We start from the raw sequence: 15114 nt of genomic DNA on the forward strand, positions 1-15114 counted from the left end.
GGGTAGCCAACTATGTCAATGCAATCTCAAGATATTATTAAACGTTCGGCCACCAACGCTTTCACACCGCCGCCGCATGCGCGTGACGATAAAAGCGAAGTGGCGAAACTGATCGACGTCACCACCTGCATCGGCTGTAAAGCCTGTCAGGTAGCCTGCTCAGAGTGGAACGATCTGCGTGACGAAGTCGGCCATAACGTCGGGGTTTACGATAACCCGGCCGATCTGAGCGCAAAATCCTGGACGCTGATGCGTTTCTCGGAAGTGGAAGAAAACGACCGGCTGGAGTGGCTGATCCGCAAAGACGGCTGCATGCACTGTAGCGAACCGGGCTGCCTGAAAGCCTGTCCGTCGGCAGGCGCCATCATTCAGTACGCCAACGGCATCGTCGATTTTCAATCCGAACAGTGCATCGGTTGCGGTTACTGTATCGCCGGCTGCCCGTTTAATATTCCGCGCCTGAATAAAGAGGATAACCGCGTTTATAAATGCACGCTGTGCGTCGATCGCGTCAGCGTCGGTCAAGAGCCGGCCTGCGTGAAAACCTGTCCGACCGGGGCGATCCATTTCGGCACCAAAGAAGAAATGAAAATCGTCGCCGAGCAGCGGCTCGTCGATCTGAAAAAACGCGGTTACGAGCACGCCGGTCTTTACGACCCGCAAGGGGTTGGCGGTACGCATGTCATGTATGTCCTGCACCACGCCGACAGGCCGTCGCTGTACCACAATCTTCCCGATAACCCGCAAATCTCCACGCCGGTCAATCTGTGGAAAGGCATTCTGAAGCCCTTATCGGCGCTCGGATTTGTCATGACGTTTGCCGGATTAATCTTCCACTACGTCGGCATCGGCCCGAACACGGAAGAAATTGAGCACGAGAATGAGGGAGAGGACAAACATGAGTAAACAGAAAATGATTTTGCGTACCAAATTCATTGACCGAATCTGTCACTGGATAGTGGTGATCAGCTTTTTCCTGGTCGCCTTATCCGGGATAGCGTTGTTCTTTCCGACCTTGCAGTGGCTGACGCAAACCTTCGGCACGCCGCAAATGGGGCGCATTATGCATCCCTTTTTCGGCATACTGATCGTTATCTGCCTGATTCCGATGTTCATCCGTTTTGTCGGCCACAACATCCCCAAACTGCGTGATATTCCCTGGTTCCTCAATATCATTGAGGTGTTGAAGGGCAATGAACACGAAGTGGCGGACGTGGGTAAATATAACCCCGGCCAGAAAATGATGTTCTGGAGCATTATGGGGTTAACGCTGGTTCTGCTGATTACCGGCGTCATTATGTGGCGCCCGTATTTCGCCCATTGGTTTCCGATCGATGTGGTGCGTTACGCCATTCTGATTCATGCGGCGGCGGCTATCGTGCTGATCCATGCGATTCTGATTCATATGTATATGGCATTTTGGGTCAAAGGGTCGATTAAGGGCATGATTGAGGGGAAAGTTTCCGAGCAATGGGCGAAGAAACACCATCCCCGCTGGGCGCGCAGCCTGAAAGAGAAAGAAGCGAAAAAGTAATTTCGACTTTTTCCTGCCGCCCCCCTTCCCTTGCCAGAGGGAGCGGGGGTCGGCTGAACGCGAAATAAAGATCATCAAATGCCCCGTCAGCGGGCATTTTTTTATGGCGCGCAACCTGCCTGCCGCTCCCCCGGTTCAACCAAACAAACCAACGGTTATAACTTGCGCCTAAAAGGCATAATGCACCCCATTCCTCAGCCATCGCTTAGCGGTTATGATGCGCTATCGCTTGCAAATAGCCATCCAGACAGCTATCAACTCGATGAATTTTCAAACGAAAACCATAAAACCGCGATATAGACTTAACACAACACATTGCTGACATACCATGGAGCTGATAATGAAGAAATTTACCCCCGCACTGATAGCGTTAAGCCTGGCGACCGCTTTACCGGTATTTGCCGCCCAACCCGCTGCCATTGCGCCAATTCCCGCAGCTCTGGCTCAGCATAACGGCCCGGTACGTATCGCCGTTATTCGCAATCTGGGCTCCGACGACAACACCACGCAATTTATCTCCGGCGTGCTCGAAGAAGGCAAAAAGCTGGGCTTTAAAGTCAGCACATTCCTGAGCAATGGCGATGACGCGCGCTTCCAGGATTTCGTCAATCAGGCCATCAGCCAAAAATACGACGGCATCATTCTGTCTCAGGGACGCGACCCCTACTCTACCGACCTGGTCAAACGTATTGTCGACAGCGGCATTGCGGTTTCAGTGTTTGATACCGCCGTCAATGGCGAGATCCCCGGCGTCACCGTCACGCAACAGGACGACGCCTCCCTGACCCATGAGTCATTCGGCCAGTTGGTTAAGGATTTCAACGGTCAGGCGAATATCATCAAACTGTGGGTGGCCGGCTTCCCGCCCATGGAGCGCCGCCAACTGGCCTATCAGCAAATTCTGAAGGCCAATCCCGGCATCAAGGAACTGGAGTCCATCGGCGCCGTTTCCTCTGACGTGCAGGGCGATACGGCCAACAAAGTCGGCGCGGTGCTGGCGAAATATCCGAAGGGCAAGATTGATGCGATTTGGGGCTCATGGGATGCATTTACCCAGGGTGCGTATAAAGCGCTGAAAGAAAACGGCCGTACCGAAATCAAAATCTACAGCATTGATATCTCCAACCAGGATCTGCAACTGATGCGCGAAGCCAACAGCCCCTGGAAAGTCAGCGTGGCGGTCGACCCTAAACTGATTGGCAAGGTAAACCTGCGCCTGGTCGCCAATAAAATCGCCGGCGAACCGACTCCCGCCACCTATGAATTCAAAGCGGCGGCCATCCCTCAGGCATTGTTAGCCAGCCAGCCTGGTCCGGTCAACGTTGCCGGACTGGCTAAAATCATCCCCGGCTGGGGCCATACCGATGATTTTACTCCGCCATGGTTCGCTACGCTGGAAGCCAAACAGGCTAAATAAGGGGGATAAAAGATGGCATCTCATCCTCTGCCCACCCCGGAATACAGCCGCAATATGCGGCTGATCGGCCACAGCGATCAGGGTGGCCGACCCGATGGCGTACAGGTTATGGTTCATCGGGGTTACGCCTATATCGGCCATATGGTTTCGCAAGGCGTATCCATTGTGGATGTGCGCGATGCCAGGCATCCCAAACCCGCCGGATTCATCGCCGCCCCGCCCGGAACCTGGAATATCCACCTACAGGCGCACGACGATCTGCTGCTGGTGGTCAATGCCCGCGATCTGTTCGCCGATGCCAGTTTTGCCGAGGAAAAAGTTTACTATACCCGCTCGGTCGCCGAGACGGTCAGCACCAAACAGCAGGGTAAAAGCTGGAGCGCCGGATTACGGATCTTTGATATTTCGACGCCGGATAAACCGCGCGAAATCAGCTTTCTGGCGCTGGACGGCATCGGTATTCACCGTATCTGGTATATCGGCGGCCGCTGGGCCTACGTTTCGGCACTGCTTGACGGCTACAGCGACTATATTTTCCTGACCATCGACCTGGCCGACCCCAAACGCCCGGAAGTCGCCGGCCGTTACTGGCTGCCCGGCATGCATACCGCCGGCGGCGAGAAGCCCGACTGGCCGGAGGGAAAACGCTACGCGCTGCATCATGCCATCGTCAGCGGCGATACCGCATACGGCAGTTGGCGCGATGGCGGATTAACGCTGCTGGATGTGAGCGATCGCAGCGCGCCAAAGCTTATCAGCCATCGCAACTGGAGCCCGCCTTTCGGCGGCGGTACGCATACCGCGCTGCCGCTGCCCGATCGCGATCTGCTTATCGTACTGGATGAAGCCGTGCTGGATAATCAGGAAGATGGCGAGAAACTTATCTGGGTATTTGATATTCGGGAACCGAGCAACCCGGTCAGTATTGCGACCTTCCCGCAGCCGGCCGAAACGGATTATGTGAAAAAAGGCGCGCACTTTGGCCCGCATAACCTGCACGAAAACCGGCCGGGCAGTTTTATCAGTTCAACGTTGATTTTCGCGACCTACCAGAACGCCGGCGTCAGGGCTTACGATATCAGCAATCCTTATCGGCCGAAGGAAACCGGCGCGCTGGTGCCGGCTGCGCCGCAAAGCATGGTGGATAAACGTCCCGGCCGACCCAAAGTGATTCAATCCTGCGATGTGTTTGTCGATGCCGAAGGCATTATCTACAGCACCGATTACAACGCCGGTTTATCGATTATCGAGTACCGCGGCTAGGCGGGAATCAGCCAATGACTGTCTACGGTTTCAGCAGGTGATCCCCGCCTACTGCCGCGGGGATGACGGAGGGTTGGGGTATCGGGGATGACATGGGTTGAGTCTCGGAGATGACAGGTGTCACTCCCCCGCCGTCATTCCCGCGAAGGCGGGAATCAGCCGATGACTGTGTACGGTTTCAGCGGATGATCCCCGCCTACTACCGCGGGGATGACATGGTTTGAGTCTCGGAGATGACGGGGCAGAGAGCGGGGATGACTGCCCGCATTCGAACTCAATCCAGCGCCAGAACGCTCACCCACATCGCGCCTTTACCCACCGGATAACGCGCCAGCGGCTGTAATGCGCCGTCGGTATCGTTAATACGATACACCTCGATATGTTGCGATTTCTGTCCTGTGGAAATCAGATACTTGCCGCTATCGTCAATATTGAAACCACGCGGCTGCGTTTCCGTCGGCTGGTGCGCGGTCAACGACAGCGTGCCGCCGTCTTCGGACACCTGGAAAATACTCAACAGGCTGGCGGTGCGATCGCTGATATAAAGGAAACGCCCATCCGGCGTAATGTGAATATCCGCCGCCCAGCGCGTATCGGTAAATCCGGCAGGCATCGCATCCAGCGTCTGAACTCTTTGATATTCGCCGTCCGGCGTATTGAGCTGATAAACATCCACGGAGCTGTTCAGTTCATTGACGCAATAGGCAAAATTCTGGTTGGGATGGAAAGCCATATGGCGCGGCCCCGCGCCGGCAGCGGTTGCCAATGCCGACTGAGAATGCACGCTCAGCTCTCCCGCGGAGCTCAGATCGTACAAACGGATACGATCTTCTTTCAGGCAAGGCGCCCAGACCACGGTATTGGTAGGATCGATATTGGTGGAGTGGCATCCCTCTAACCCATCCAACTGCTGGATTGACTCACCGGCAATGCCGTTTTCACCAATCGGAATAACGTTAACAGTGGCGCCGCTGTAGGAAGCGCTAAACAGGAAACGCCCCTGACGATCGGTGGACAGATGCGTTGGGCTGCCGGGTAAAGAAGCCGAACCCGTTTCCGTTAATAACCCTTTATCATCAATACGATAGCTGATAACGCGAAAATCGGGACGAACACCGGCAAACAAATGGCGTTTATCAGGCGCAATCACCATGGGTTGCACCTGCCCGGGCATATCGACAACCTGCAATAGCGTCAGGTCGCCCCGCTCGCCAAGTTGCCATACATGAATTTGCTGACTTTCCGGACTGGCGACATAAACCACTTGCTGCATCGTACTCTCCTTAACTCATGCGAATTTTACTTCTCAGGCGGTTCACCAAAAGCAGCGAGGCATTAACTTACCCGTATTTTGCGCCGCCTGAAATACAGTGTAACATCATCATTAATCATTCTATTCTACAGCCACTTTACGAGACTACTATGGCCTATCGTGTAATTGCGCTCGATCTCGACGGAACACTCCTGAATCAACAGAAAAAAATTTTGCCGGAATCACTTGCCGCATTAGCACAGGCTCGTCGGCAAGGCGTAAAAGTGATCATCGTGACCGGCCGTCACCACTCCGCCATTCATCCTTTCTATCAGGCGCTGCAACTGGATACCCCGGCCATCTGCTGTAACGGAACCTATATCTATGATTATCTGGCAGCTCAGGCGTCTCATGCCAATCCCATGTCGGCCGAACAAGCGAAAAGCGTGCTGAAGCTGCTGCAACGATTTGATATCCATGGCTTGATGTATGCGGATGACGCCATGTATTACCAGGATTCCACCGGACATGTCGCCAGATCTCAAGCCTGGGCTGCCTCGCTGCCGGAACGGCAACGCCCGTCGTTAAAACAGGTCGACGATTTATCCCGGCAGGCCGATTCCTCTCTGGCTATCTGGAAATTCGCCACGCATCACGAAAATATTCCCACCTTGAATGATTTCGCCGATATCGTCGCGCAAGAGCTCGGCCTGGCCTGCGAATGGTCGTGGCAGGATCAGGTCGATATTGCGCAAACCGGAAACAGTAAAGGCAAGCTGCTGCGGAAATGGGTTGAAGAACAAGGACTCAGCATGAGCGAAGTTATTGCCTTCGGGGACAACTTCAACGATCTCAGCATGCTGGAAAACGCCGGACTCGGCGTGGCGATGGGCAATAGCGCCGATAAAGTCAAAGCGCATGCCGATCTGGTTATCGGCCATAATGAGGAACCGGGAATAGCGGAAGTAATCCGCACCCGAGTGCTGGGGTAACGCCCCTCAGGCGGTAATCGATACGCTTTTTATCTGGGCATAAAGCTGCATATTCGGGCGCAGCGCCAATTCATCGCGCGCCCACGGCGTAATTCTCGCCCATAGGGTTTGATCGCCGACGACCAGCTTAACTTCGATTTGATCCTCAACATCAATGCACTCGACCACTCTGGCCGGGAGAACATTGCGGATGCTGCTCGCCGTTGACGGCTGTAATACCAGCGATACATCGGCGGCATTAATACGGATACGCAACGGCGTATCAATCGGCGCATCCACTTTCCCCACCCACAGGTGACGATCGCCCAGCGACAGCGCCGTCATCGCATAGCGGTCATGCTGTTCAAGCACGCGCACCTTCAATATGCTGCTTTGCTCTTCCCTCGGCAGCCAGGGACGCAACGCGCTGCTGGCCCAGACCGCTTCCAGCATACCCTGCGCCTTGACTTTGCCCTGATCCAACACCAGGACGCGATCCGCCAGCCGCAGGATCTCTTCCATACTATGGCTGACATACAGAATGGGAATATTCACTTCTTTCGCCAGACGCTCGAGGTAAGGCAACAGCTCCCTTTTTCTCGGCAAATCGAGCGAAGCTAACGGTTCGTCCATCAGCAGCAGATCGGGTGCGGTTAGCAACGCGCGGCCAATCGCCACTCGCTGCTTTTCTCCCCCCGATAACGTCAGCGGATAGCGCCTCAGCAAGTGTTCAATGCCCAGCAGCCGGACGATGTCGGCGAACTGTTCGTCCATGCCGGCGGCCATGCCATAACACAAATTACCGCGGACACGATAATGGGGAAATAAGCGCGCGTCCTGGAAGACATAGCCGATTCGGCGCTTTTCCGGCGGCAGAAAAATAGACTTCCGGGTATCGACCAATACGCGCTCGTTCAGCATGATGCGCCCGGAATCAGGGCGGGTTAATCCGACAATGGCATTGATTAATGAAGTTTTCCCTGCCCCGGAAACGCCGAAAACGGCAGTAATGCCGCTGGCGGGTAAATCCTCTTTGACGCTGAGATGCAGATCGCCCAGCTGTTGTTCAAAATCGAGCTGTAGCATTAGCCCCCCAACCGTTTACGGCTCCAGTTCGTCAGCCACTCGGACAGCAGCAGCGAAACCAGAGAAAGCGCGATGGCAATGACGCACAGCCTTGCGGCGTCGGTTTCCGCGCCGGGCGTTTCGATCAGCGTATACATCGCCAGAGGGATGGTTCGGGTTTCGCCAGGAATATTGGAAACGAACGTGATGGTCGCGCCGAATTCGCCCAAAGAACGGGCAAAAGCCAATACCGTACCCACCACGATACCAGGAAAGGAAAGCGGCAAGGTAATGGTAAAAAACACGCGCCAGGGCGATGCGCCCAACGTGCGCGCCGCCTGCTCAAGACGCGTATCCACGGCTTCCAGAGACAAGCGAATCGCCCTGACCATCAGAGGAAAAGCGACGATCGCCGACGCCAGGGCCGCGCCGCGCCAACTGAAACTAAAGCTGAAACCAAACCAGTCGTACAGCCAGGCGCCTATCACTCCCCGCCGGCCCATGGCGATCAATAACAGATAACCGATGACCACCGGCGGCAACACCAGCGGCAAATGGATAATGCTATCAAGCAGCGATTTACCGGGGAAGCGGAAACGCACCAGAATCCACGCCATCAGGATCCCCAACGGCAGGCTGCATACCACCGCCGCAAGAGAAACCTTGAGGCTGAGTTCAACGGCCTGCCATTCATAGTCACTTAACATGGATAGTCACTTAACATGGATAATCACTTAACGTCGTTAGCCGCTTAACATCCTAACGCGGAGTAAAGCCGAAACGTTTAAAGACTTCCGCCGCCGCCGGCGTTTTCAGGTAGTCATAGAAACCCGTCGCCGCCGCACTGTTGTGATCTTTCACAATCGCCATCGGGTATTCCACCGGCTTGTGGCTGCTGGTTGGGAAAATGCCGACCACTTTGACTTTGTCGCTGGCGACGGCATCGGAACCATACACGATACCTAACGGCGCTTCTTCGCGTTCAACCAGCGCCATGGCGGCGCGCACGTTGTTCGCCCGCGCCATCAGAGGCGAAAGCGTATCCCAGGCTTTCAGATTTTGTAAGGCTTCTTTAGCGTAAATACCGGCGGGAACATGATCCGGATCGCCAACGGCCAGACGACCTCCGCTCAACAGGCTTTTCCAATCGGTTTTATCATTCAGGACCACGTCTTTAACGGCGCTGGTTTTCGGCGCGATCACCACCAGCTCATTACCCAATAGCGTATGGCGGGTCGCGCTATCCATCAGATTTTTATCCTGGACGTAATCCATCCACTGCTGATCGGCGGAAATGAACATATCGGCAGGCGCGCCCTGCTCGATCTGACGCGCCAGCGTCGACGATGAAGCATAAGAGGCGACGATCGTGACATTTTTCTCTTGCTGATATTGCGTAGCGATTTCCTGTAATGCGTTCGTCAGCGATGCGGCTGCAAACACGGTCACTTTTTCTTCCGCCGCCATTGCCGGCAGCGCAACGCCGGCGCAAAGCGCCAGCGCGGTAAACCATTTTATCCAATGCTTCTTCATTTCCGTCTCCCGATGACACCGTTGTGTAGCCGATAATATAACGATAATTCCATCAGTGTCTATGTGGTTTAACGGCTGTTAGGCGCAAAAGATCCGCGGCGTGCGGACGTTGGAATCGGGAGACGGCGCCAAGGGGAAGACGGGGAGGAGGTCAATCAGTTCCTCGCCTTGTCAGGGCGAGCCTCCCCTGACAAGGGGGAGGCCGGGAGGGGGTCGTAATCGCAATGCGCTGAATTTCCAAAACAACCTGAAATCAATGCTGCTTTTTAACTTCTTCGGTATGACCGATATTGGAAAGAACGTTAAATACTTCGCCCAAACCATAGATGGCGCCCAAAATAATCGCCATCATTACCGGCACCATCGCTATGGCAAATAGCAGGCTTGTTAATAACTCCAACATGCTTACCTCACTTATCGCAACGCTTACCGCTACGCGAGTCGCTTACCCGTTGAATCGCGTCATCGTAAGCTATCATAATCATCATAATGAATCGGCATTGTATCTTAATAATAGGAAATAGCGCTGCCATTCGTGCGATTTGCCCCTGATGAAAAAAATGGCGACAATACAAATTATTAAAACCAAATTTCACTCACCTTTGGTGGACCCGTGCCATGCAAGCTGAAATTCTGCTGACCCTCAAGCTGCAACAACGTCTATTCGCCGACCCGCGGCGCATCGAATTACTGAAACAAATCCGCCATACCGGTTCAATCAGCCAGGGCGCCAAACTGGCGGGCATCAGTTATAAAAGCGCATGGGACGCCATTAACGAAATGAATCAATTGGCGGAGCAAACACTCGTTGAACGCATGACCGGCGGCAAAGGCGGCGGCGGCACCCGGGTGACCCGCTATGGCGAACGACTGATTCAGCTTTACGACCTGCTTGGCCAAATTCAGCAGAAAGCCTTTGACGTACTGCACGAAGATCATCTGCCGCTGGACAGCCTGCTGGCGGCCATTGCGCGTTTTTCACTGCAAACCAGCGCCAGGAATCAGTTTTTCGGCACGGTGATCGCACGCAGTCATCAACAGGTGCAGCAACATCTGGAAATTTTACTCGCTGACGGCAAAACGTCGATCAACGCGTTGATTACCCAACAAAGCGCCGAGCGTTTACAACTTCAGTCCGGTAAAGAAGTCTTGGCGCTGGTTAAAGCGCCCTGGGTGAATTTGTGCGTGGAAACGCCGCCGCATGCGGATAACGTCCTTAACGGGCGGATCGCGCAAATTCAGCCCGGCGCCGACAACAGCGAAGTGCTGGTCGCGCTGGCCGGTGGGGAAACGCTTTGCGCGACGGTGCCGAATTCCGTGGTCTCACAACAACGTTTCCAGCCGGAGCAGCCGGTCTACGCTTATTTTGATGCCGACAAGGTGATTATTGCAACGCTCTGCTAACCCTGCCCGCAGTCTGATACACCATTGGTTCGAATTTAACACCCGTCTTAGGAAGGTCAAAAATGTCGTTGTTGAAAATATCGCAAGGGTTATTCCGCTTAAGCGATACCCGCGTGCTGCATCTGGATGAACTGACGATCGAAAAACATCAATGCTGGGCTTTCGTCGGCGCGAACGGCAGCGGAAAGTCGGCGCTGGCGCGCGCCCTGTCCGGTGAGTTACCGCTGTTGAGCGGCGAACGCCAATGCGACTTTCAGCGTATTACCCGATTATCGTTTGAACAGTTGCAACAGCTGGTTTCCGCTGAATGGCAACGCAATAACACCGACATGCTGAGCAGCGGTGAAGACGACACGGGTCGTACCACCGCAGAGGTCATTCAGGATGCGGTAAACGACCCCGCACGTTGCCGGCAACTGGCGCAGCAGTTTGGCATCGATCATCTGCTGGCGCGTCGCTTCAAATACCTTTCCACTGGCGAAACGCGTAAGACCATGCTGTGTCAGGCTTTGATGCCTCGCCCGGACCTGCTCATTCTGGACGAACCCTTCGATGGGCTGGATGTCGCCTCGCGCCGACAGCTTGCCGAACATCTGCCTGAGCTGGCCGACCAGGGGTATACGCTGGTGCTGATTTTGAATCGCTTTGACGATATTCCTGACTTTATCCAGCACGTCGGTATCCTTGCCGACTGTACCCTGACCCGCCTCGGGGAACGCGAAGCGCTGCTGTCAGAGGCGCTGGTCGCCCAACTGGCCTACAGCGAAAAACTGGCCGGCAGCGCCCTGCCCGAACCAGAAGATCCACGTCAGCAGGCGATGCTTCCCGAGAATGAACCGCGTATAACGTTGCGTAACGGCGTCGTACAATATAACGATCGTCCGATACTGCATGGCTTAAGCTGGCAGGTGCTGCCGCGCCAGCACTGGCAGATTGTCGGCCCGAACGGTGCGGGAAAATCCACGCTGCTGAGCCTGATTACCGGCGATCATCCGCAAGGTTACAGTAACGATCTGACTCTGTTTGGCCGTCGGCGCGGCAGCGGCGAAACCATCTGGGATATCAAACGGCATATCGGTTACGTCAGCAGCAGCCTTCATCTTGACTATCGCGTCAGCGTCAGCGTGCGCAACGTGATTCTTTCCGGTTTTTTCGATTCCATCGGCATCTATCAGGCGGTTTCCGACCGCCAGCGTCAGCTGACCAATCAGTGGCTGACCCTGCTGGGCCTTGACGGCGCGATCGCGGACGCCCCTTTTCAATCATTGTCCTGGGGCCAGCAGCGCCTGACGTTGATCGCCAGAGCATTGGTTAAACATCCCGCGTTGCTGATCCTTGATGAACCGTTGCAAGGGCTGGACCCGCTGAATCGACAGTTGGTGCGCCGCTGGCTGGATATTCTGATCGGAGAAGGCGACACGCAGTTGCTATTCGTTTCCCATCATGCGGAAGACGCCCCGCAGTGTATTACGCACCGTCTGACGTTTGTCGCCAGAGACGATGTATATGACTATCAAATTGAAAAAATCGCCGGGAGCGATGTTTAACGCCGCTTGCGACGGCCCGGAGGGAGACGCGTCATAAGCGATCGCCGGGCGTGATTCATCAGGATTCTGATTGATCTTCTCACTGTAAACCAGAATCCTATAAGCCCTACCCGTTCGAGGATCGGCACATTAGTGATAACGCTACCACTTTTAACATCATAAAGTAGAAAATCGCGTTTTACTTGCATGAAAGCAGCATTTGAATACGGGCTTGCCCGTTAAAAAGTTATTCATAACAGGCGCTATTTTCGGCTATGGATCACCTTTTTCAGCCTCAGGCCATGTTATTTTTTTATCAATCTTCAAGCAGAGGTCATTATGAACGTTCTTGTTACTGGTGGAAGCGGTTACATAGGAAGCCATACCTGTGTGCAACTCCTGGCCGTCGGGCATCAGCCCATCATTCTTGATAATTTATGCAACAGTAAAGCCAGCGTCGTTAAAACCATCACGCAGCTGACAGGAAAAACGCCCGATTTTTATCAGGGCGATATACGCGACGGCGCGTTGCTTGATGACATTTTCGCCCGGCATGCTATCGATTCAGTGATCCATTTCGCCGGCTTAAAAGCGGTGGGTGAATCCGTCCAGAAACCGATCGCATACTATGACAACAACGTCTACGGCACGCTGGTGTTGGTTGAAGCGATGAAAAAAGCCGGCGTGAAAAACCTGATTTTCAGTTCATCCGCCACCGTTTACGGCGATCAGCCGCAAATCCCCTATCAGGAAAGTTTCCCGACCGGTCATCCCGCCAGCCCTTATGGCCGCAGCAAGCTGATGGTTGAACAAATTTTGCAGGATCTGCAACATGCCGAACCGGACTGGAGCATCACGCTGCTGCGTTATTTCAACCCGGTCGGCGCGCACCCGTCAGGCGAAATGGGCGAAGATCCGCAGGGCATTCCCAACAACCTGATGCCTTATATTGCTCAGGTCGCCGTTGGCCGCCGTGAATCACTGGCCGTTTTCGGCAATGACTACCCGACGGAAGACGGCACCGGCGTGCGTGATTACATCCATGTCGTCGATCTGGCCGACGGCCACGTCGCCGCGATGAATACTCTGCAAAATCGCGCCGGCGTGCATATTTATAATCTGGGCGCCGGCGTCGGCTATAGCGTCTTGCAGGTGATCGACGCCTTCAGTCAGGCATGCGGCAAACCCGTCGCTTATCATTTCGCGCCACGCCGTCAGGGCGATCTGGCCGCCTATTGGGCCGATGCGGAAAAAGCCGCCAGGGACCTGAACTGGCGGGTAAAACGTTCGCTGCAAGAAATGGCGCAGGATACCTGGCGCTGGCAGTCCTCCCATCCTAACGGCTACCCGGACTAACTAAATACGTACAGGAGCAGGCCATGTTGAATGAAAAAACCGCCGCGCCGGCGCCGGATGGTCAGCCATTTCAGCTAACCACGTTGCAAAACCAGGCCGGCATGCGCGTGCGTTTAATGGATTGGGGCGCAACCTGGCTGTCCTGTGAACTTCCCCTGGCGGATGGCGAGGTTCGCGAAGTGTTGCTGGGGTGCGCCTCGCCTGAACAATATCCGCAGCAGCAGGCCTATCTCGGCGCGTCGATCGGCCGTTATGCCAATCGCATCGCCAATGCCACGATCCGACGCGGAGATGAAGTTTTTCATCTGACGGCCAATCAGGGAGAACACCAGTTGCATGGCGGGCTGGAAGGTTTCCACGCCCGACGCTGGCGGATCCTCAGTCAGGATGCGTCGCAGGTCACCTATCAACTGCACTCTGCGGACGGCGATCAGGGATTTCCCGGCCAGCTTAGCGTGCAGGCATGCTATCGCCTGACCGAACAGAACGCGCTGGAAATCGAATACCAGGCCGTCGCGGAGAAACATTGCCCGGTGTGCCTGACCAATCATGCCTACTTTAACCTTGACGGCAGCCCGGCAGACGTGCGTCAACATCGGTTGCAACTGTTTGCGGACGATTATCTGCCGGTAAACAGCGACGGTATTCCCATCGCCGGCCTCGCCGAAGTAAACGGCACCGGAATGGATTTCCGCCAGCCTAAAACGCTGGGGAAAGACTTTCTGCGCGACCAGGATCAGATTGCCGTCGGCGGTTACGATCATGCTTATCTGTTGCACCGAACCTGCGGTTCCGGCGCAAGTCCGGCGGCCAATCTATGGTCATCCGACGGACGCGTATTGATGAGCGTGTTTACCAGCGCGCCGGCCCTGCAACTCTACAGCGGCAATTTCCTCGCCGGAACGCCTTCGCGTGGAGATCGGGCTTATGAAAATTATGCCGGCGTCGCGCTGGAAAGCGAATTCCTGCCGGACAGCCCCAATCACCCGGAGTGGCCGCAGCCGGATTGCTGGTTAAAACCGGGAAAGGTTTATCGTTCTGAGACGACGTACCAGTTTTTTTCCCAATAACCGGCAACCTCATCGTCCCCGCCTGCGCGGAAATGACGCAAAAGAGTACCCGTCATCCCCGCGGCAGTTGGCGGAGATCTCCTGCTGAAACCGTGAATAGTCATTGACTGATTCCCGCCTGCGCGGGAATGACTGAGGGGAAAGTCATTCCCAAATATCTCCCCGTCATCCCCGCGGCAGTTGGCGGGGATCTCCTGCTGAAACCGTAGACAGCCATTGCCTGATCCCCGCCTGCGCGGGAATGACGCAAAATAGTACCCGTCATCCCCGCGGCAACAGGCAGGGATCGCCCGCTGAAACCGTAGACAGCCATTATCTGATCCCCGCCTGCGTGGGAATGACGCAAAAGAGTACCCGTCATCCCCGCGGCAGTAGGCGGGGATCGCCCGCTGAAACCGTAGATAGCCATTACCTGATCCCCGCCTGCGCGGGGATGACGCAAAAAAGTACCCGTCATCCCCGCGGCAGTTGGCGGGGATCTCCTGCTGAAACCGTGAATAGTCATTGACTGATTCCCGCCTGCGCGGGAATGACTGAGGGGAAAGTCATTCCCAAATATCTCCCCGTCATCCCCGCGGCAGTAGGCGGGGATCGCCCGCTGAAACCGTAGACAGCCATTACCTGATCCCCGCCTGCGTGGGAACGACTAACAAGAGTATCCCGCCATCCCCCTCGGCGGCAGGAGGTTCTGCGTGACAGAAAAGATCCCGCGTCGCCAATTTA

Annotated in this window: 15 protein-coding genes; 10 read left to right on the top strand and 5 right to left on the bottom strand. The window is 55.2% G+C overall.

The features are described 5' to 3' along the window. Positions 1–12: 12 nt before the first annotated feature. The 4 genes from fdxH (at position 13) to ABRZ28_RS00630 (ending at position 4214) form a co-directional block, all read left to right on the top strand. Positions 13–906 (top strand): formate dehydrogenase subunit beta, encoded by an 894-nt coding sequence (gene fdxH / locus ABRZ28_RS00615; protein WP_319603763.1) that lies wholly within the window; start codon positions 13–15, stop codon positions 904–906. Further along, positions 899–1534 carry a formate dehydrogenase-N subunit gamma gene (gene fdnI, locus ABRZ28_RS00620; RefSeq protein ID WP_319603762.1) on the top strand — a complete coding sequence of 212 codons (636 nt, stop codon included), beginning with the start codon at positions 899–901 and terminating at the stop codon, positions 1532–1534. The genes fdxH and fdnI overlap by 8 nt, the downstream gene beginning before the upstream one ends. Positions 1535–1874: 340 nt before the next feature. Continuing rightward, positions 1875–2951, top strand: coding sequence for a sugar ABC transporter substrate-binding protein (locus tag ABRZ28_RS00625; RefSeq protein WP_319603761.1), 1077 nt, complete (start codon positions 1875–1877; stop codon positions 2949–2951). 12 nt (positions 2952–2963) lie between these two features. Beyond that, a complete protein-coding gene (locus ABRZ28_RS00630) occupies positions 2964–4214 on the top strand; it encodes an LVIVD repeat-containing protein (protein ID WP_330519257.1) in 1251 nt (416 codons plus the stop codon). 274 nt (positions 4215–4488) lie between these two features. Here the strand turns inward: ABRZ28_RS00630 and pgl are convergent, their stop codons facing one another. Further along, entirely contained in the window at positions 4489–5487 is a 999-nt protein-coding gene (gene pgl, locus ABRZ28_RS00635; protein ID WP_330519258.1) for a 6-phosphogluconolactonase, read from the bottom strand. 149 nt (positions 5488–5636) lie between these two features. On the opposite strand from pgl, the gene ABRZ28_RS00640 reads away from it, so the two are divergent. Then, positions 5637–6458 carry a pyridoxal phosphatase gene (locus ABRZ28_RS00640; protein WP_330519259.1) on the top strand — a complete coding sequence of 274 codons (822 nt, stop codon included), beginning with the start codon at positions 5637–5639 and terminating at the stop codon, positions 6456–6458. 6 nt (positions 6459–6464) lie between these two features. On the opposite strand, the gene modC is transcribed toward ABRZ28_RS00640, so the two are convergent. The 4 genes from modC to ABRZ28_RS00660 form a co-directional block, all read right to left on the bottom strand. Further along, complete coding sequence (modC, locus tag ABRZ28_RS00645; protein ID WP_330519260.1) at positions 6465–7523, bottom strand: molybdenum ABC transporter ATP-binding protein ModC; 1059 nt, start codon at positions 7521–7523, stop codon at positions 6465–6467. Continuing rightward, complete coding sequence (gene modB / locus ABRZ28_RS00650) at positions 7523–8209, bottom strand: molybdate ABC transporter permease subunit (protein ID WP_319603756.1); 687 nt, start codon at positions 8207–8209, stop codon at positions 7523–7525. Before modB ends, modC begins: the two co-directional genes overlap by 1 nt. A gap of 52 nt (positions 8210–8261) precedes the next feature. Further along, complete coding sequence (gene modA / locus ABRZ28_RS00655) at positions 8262–9035, bottom strand: molybdate ABC transporter substrate-binding protein (RefSeq protein WP_330519261.1); 774 nt, start codon at positions 9033–9035, stop codon at positions 8262–8264. A 253-nt stretch (positions 9036–9288) separates the two neighbouring features. Then, positions 9289–9438: an AcrZ family multidrug efflux pump-associated protein gene (locus tag ABRZ28_RS00660; protein ID WP_319603754.1), complete on the bottom strand. Its 150-nt coding sequence runs from the start codon at positions 9436–9438 to the stop codon at positions 9289–9291. A 215-nt stretch (positions 9439–9653) separates the two neighbouring features. On the opposite strand from ABRZ28_RS00660, the gene modE reads away from it, so the two are divergent. From modE to ABRZ28_RS00685, 5 genes are all read left to right on the top strand, one after another. Then, positions 9654–10439, top strand: coding sequence for a molybdenum-dependent transcriptional regulator (gene modE, locus ABRZ28_RS00665; protein ID WP_330519262.1), 786 nt, complete (start codon positions 9654–9656; stop codon positions 10437–10439). Positions 10440–10501: 62 nt separating this feature from the next. Further along, a complete protein-coding gene (modF, locus tag ABRZ28_RS00670; RefSeq protein WP_330519263.1) occupies positions 10502–11986 on the top strand; it encodes a molybdate ABC transporter ATP-binding protein ModF in 1485 nt (494 codons plus the stop codon). A 318-nt stretch (positions 11987–12304) separates the two neighbouring features. Then, the gene (gene galE / locus ABRZ28_RS00675; protein WP_330519264.1) at positions 12305–13321 is read left to right on the top strand and encodes a UDP-glucose 4-epimerase GalE; all 1017 of its coding nucleotides are present in this window, start codon (positions 12305–12307) and stop codon (positions 13319–13321) included. Between the two features lie 23 nt (positions 13322–13344). Further along, a complete protein-coding gene (galM, locus tag ABRZ28_RS00680) occupies positions 13345–14391 on the top strand; it encodes a galactose-1-epimerase (RefSeq protein ID WP_330519265.1) in 1047 nt (348 codons plus the stop codon). A 241-nt stretch (positions 14392–14632) separates the two neighbouring features. Continuing rightward, positions 14633–14899, top strand: a complete 267-nt coding sequence (locus tag ABRZ28_RS00685; RefSeq protein WP_330519266.1) for a hypothetical protein — start codon at positions 14633–14635, stop codon at positions 14897–14899. Positions 14900–15114: the final 215 nt, after the last annotated feature.

The organism is Brenneria sp. g21c3 (assembly GCF_040240345.1).
Lineage (GTDB): Bacteria > Pseudomonadota > Gammaproteobacteria > Enterobacterales > Enterobacteriaceae > Brenneria.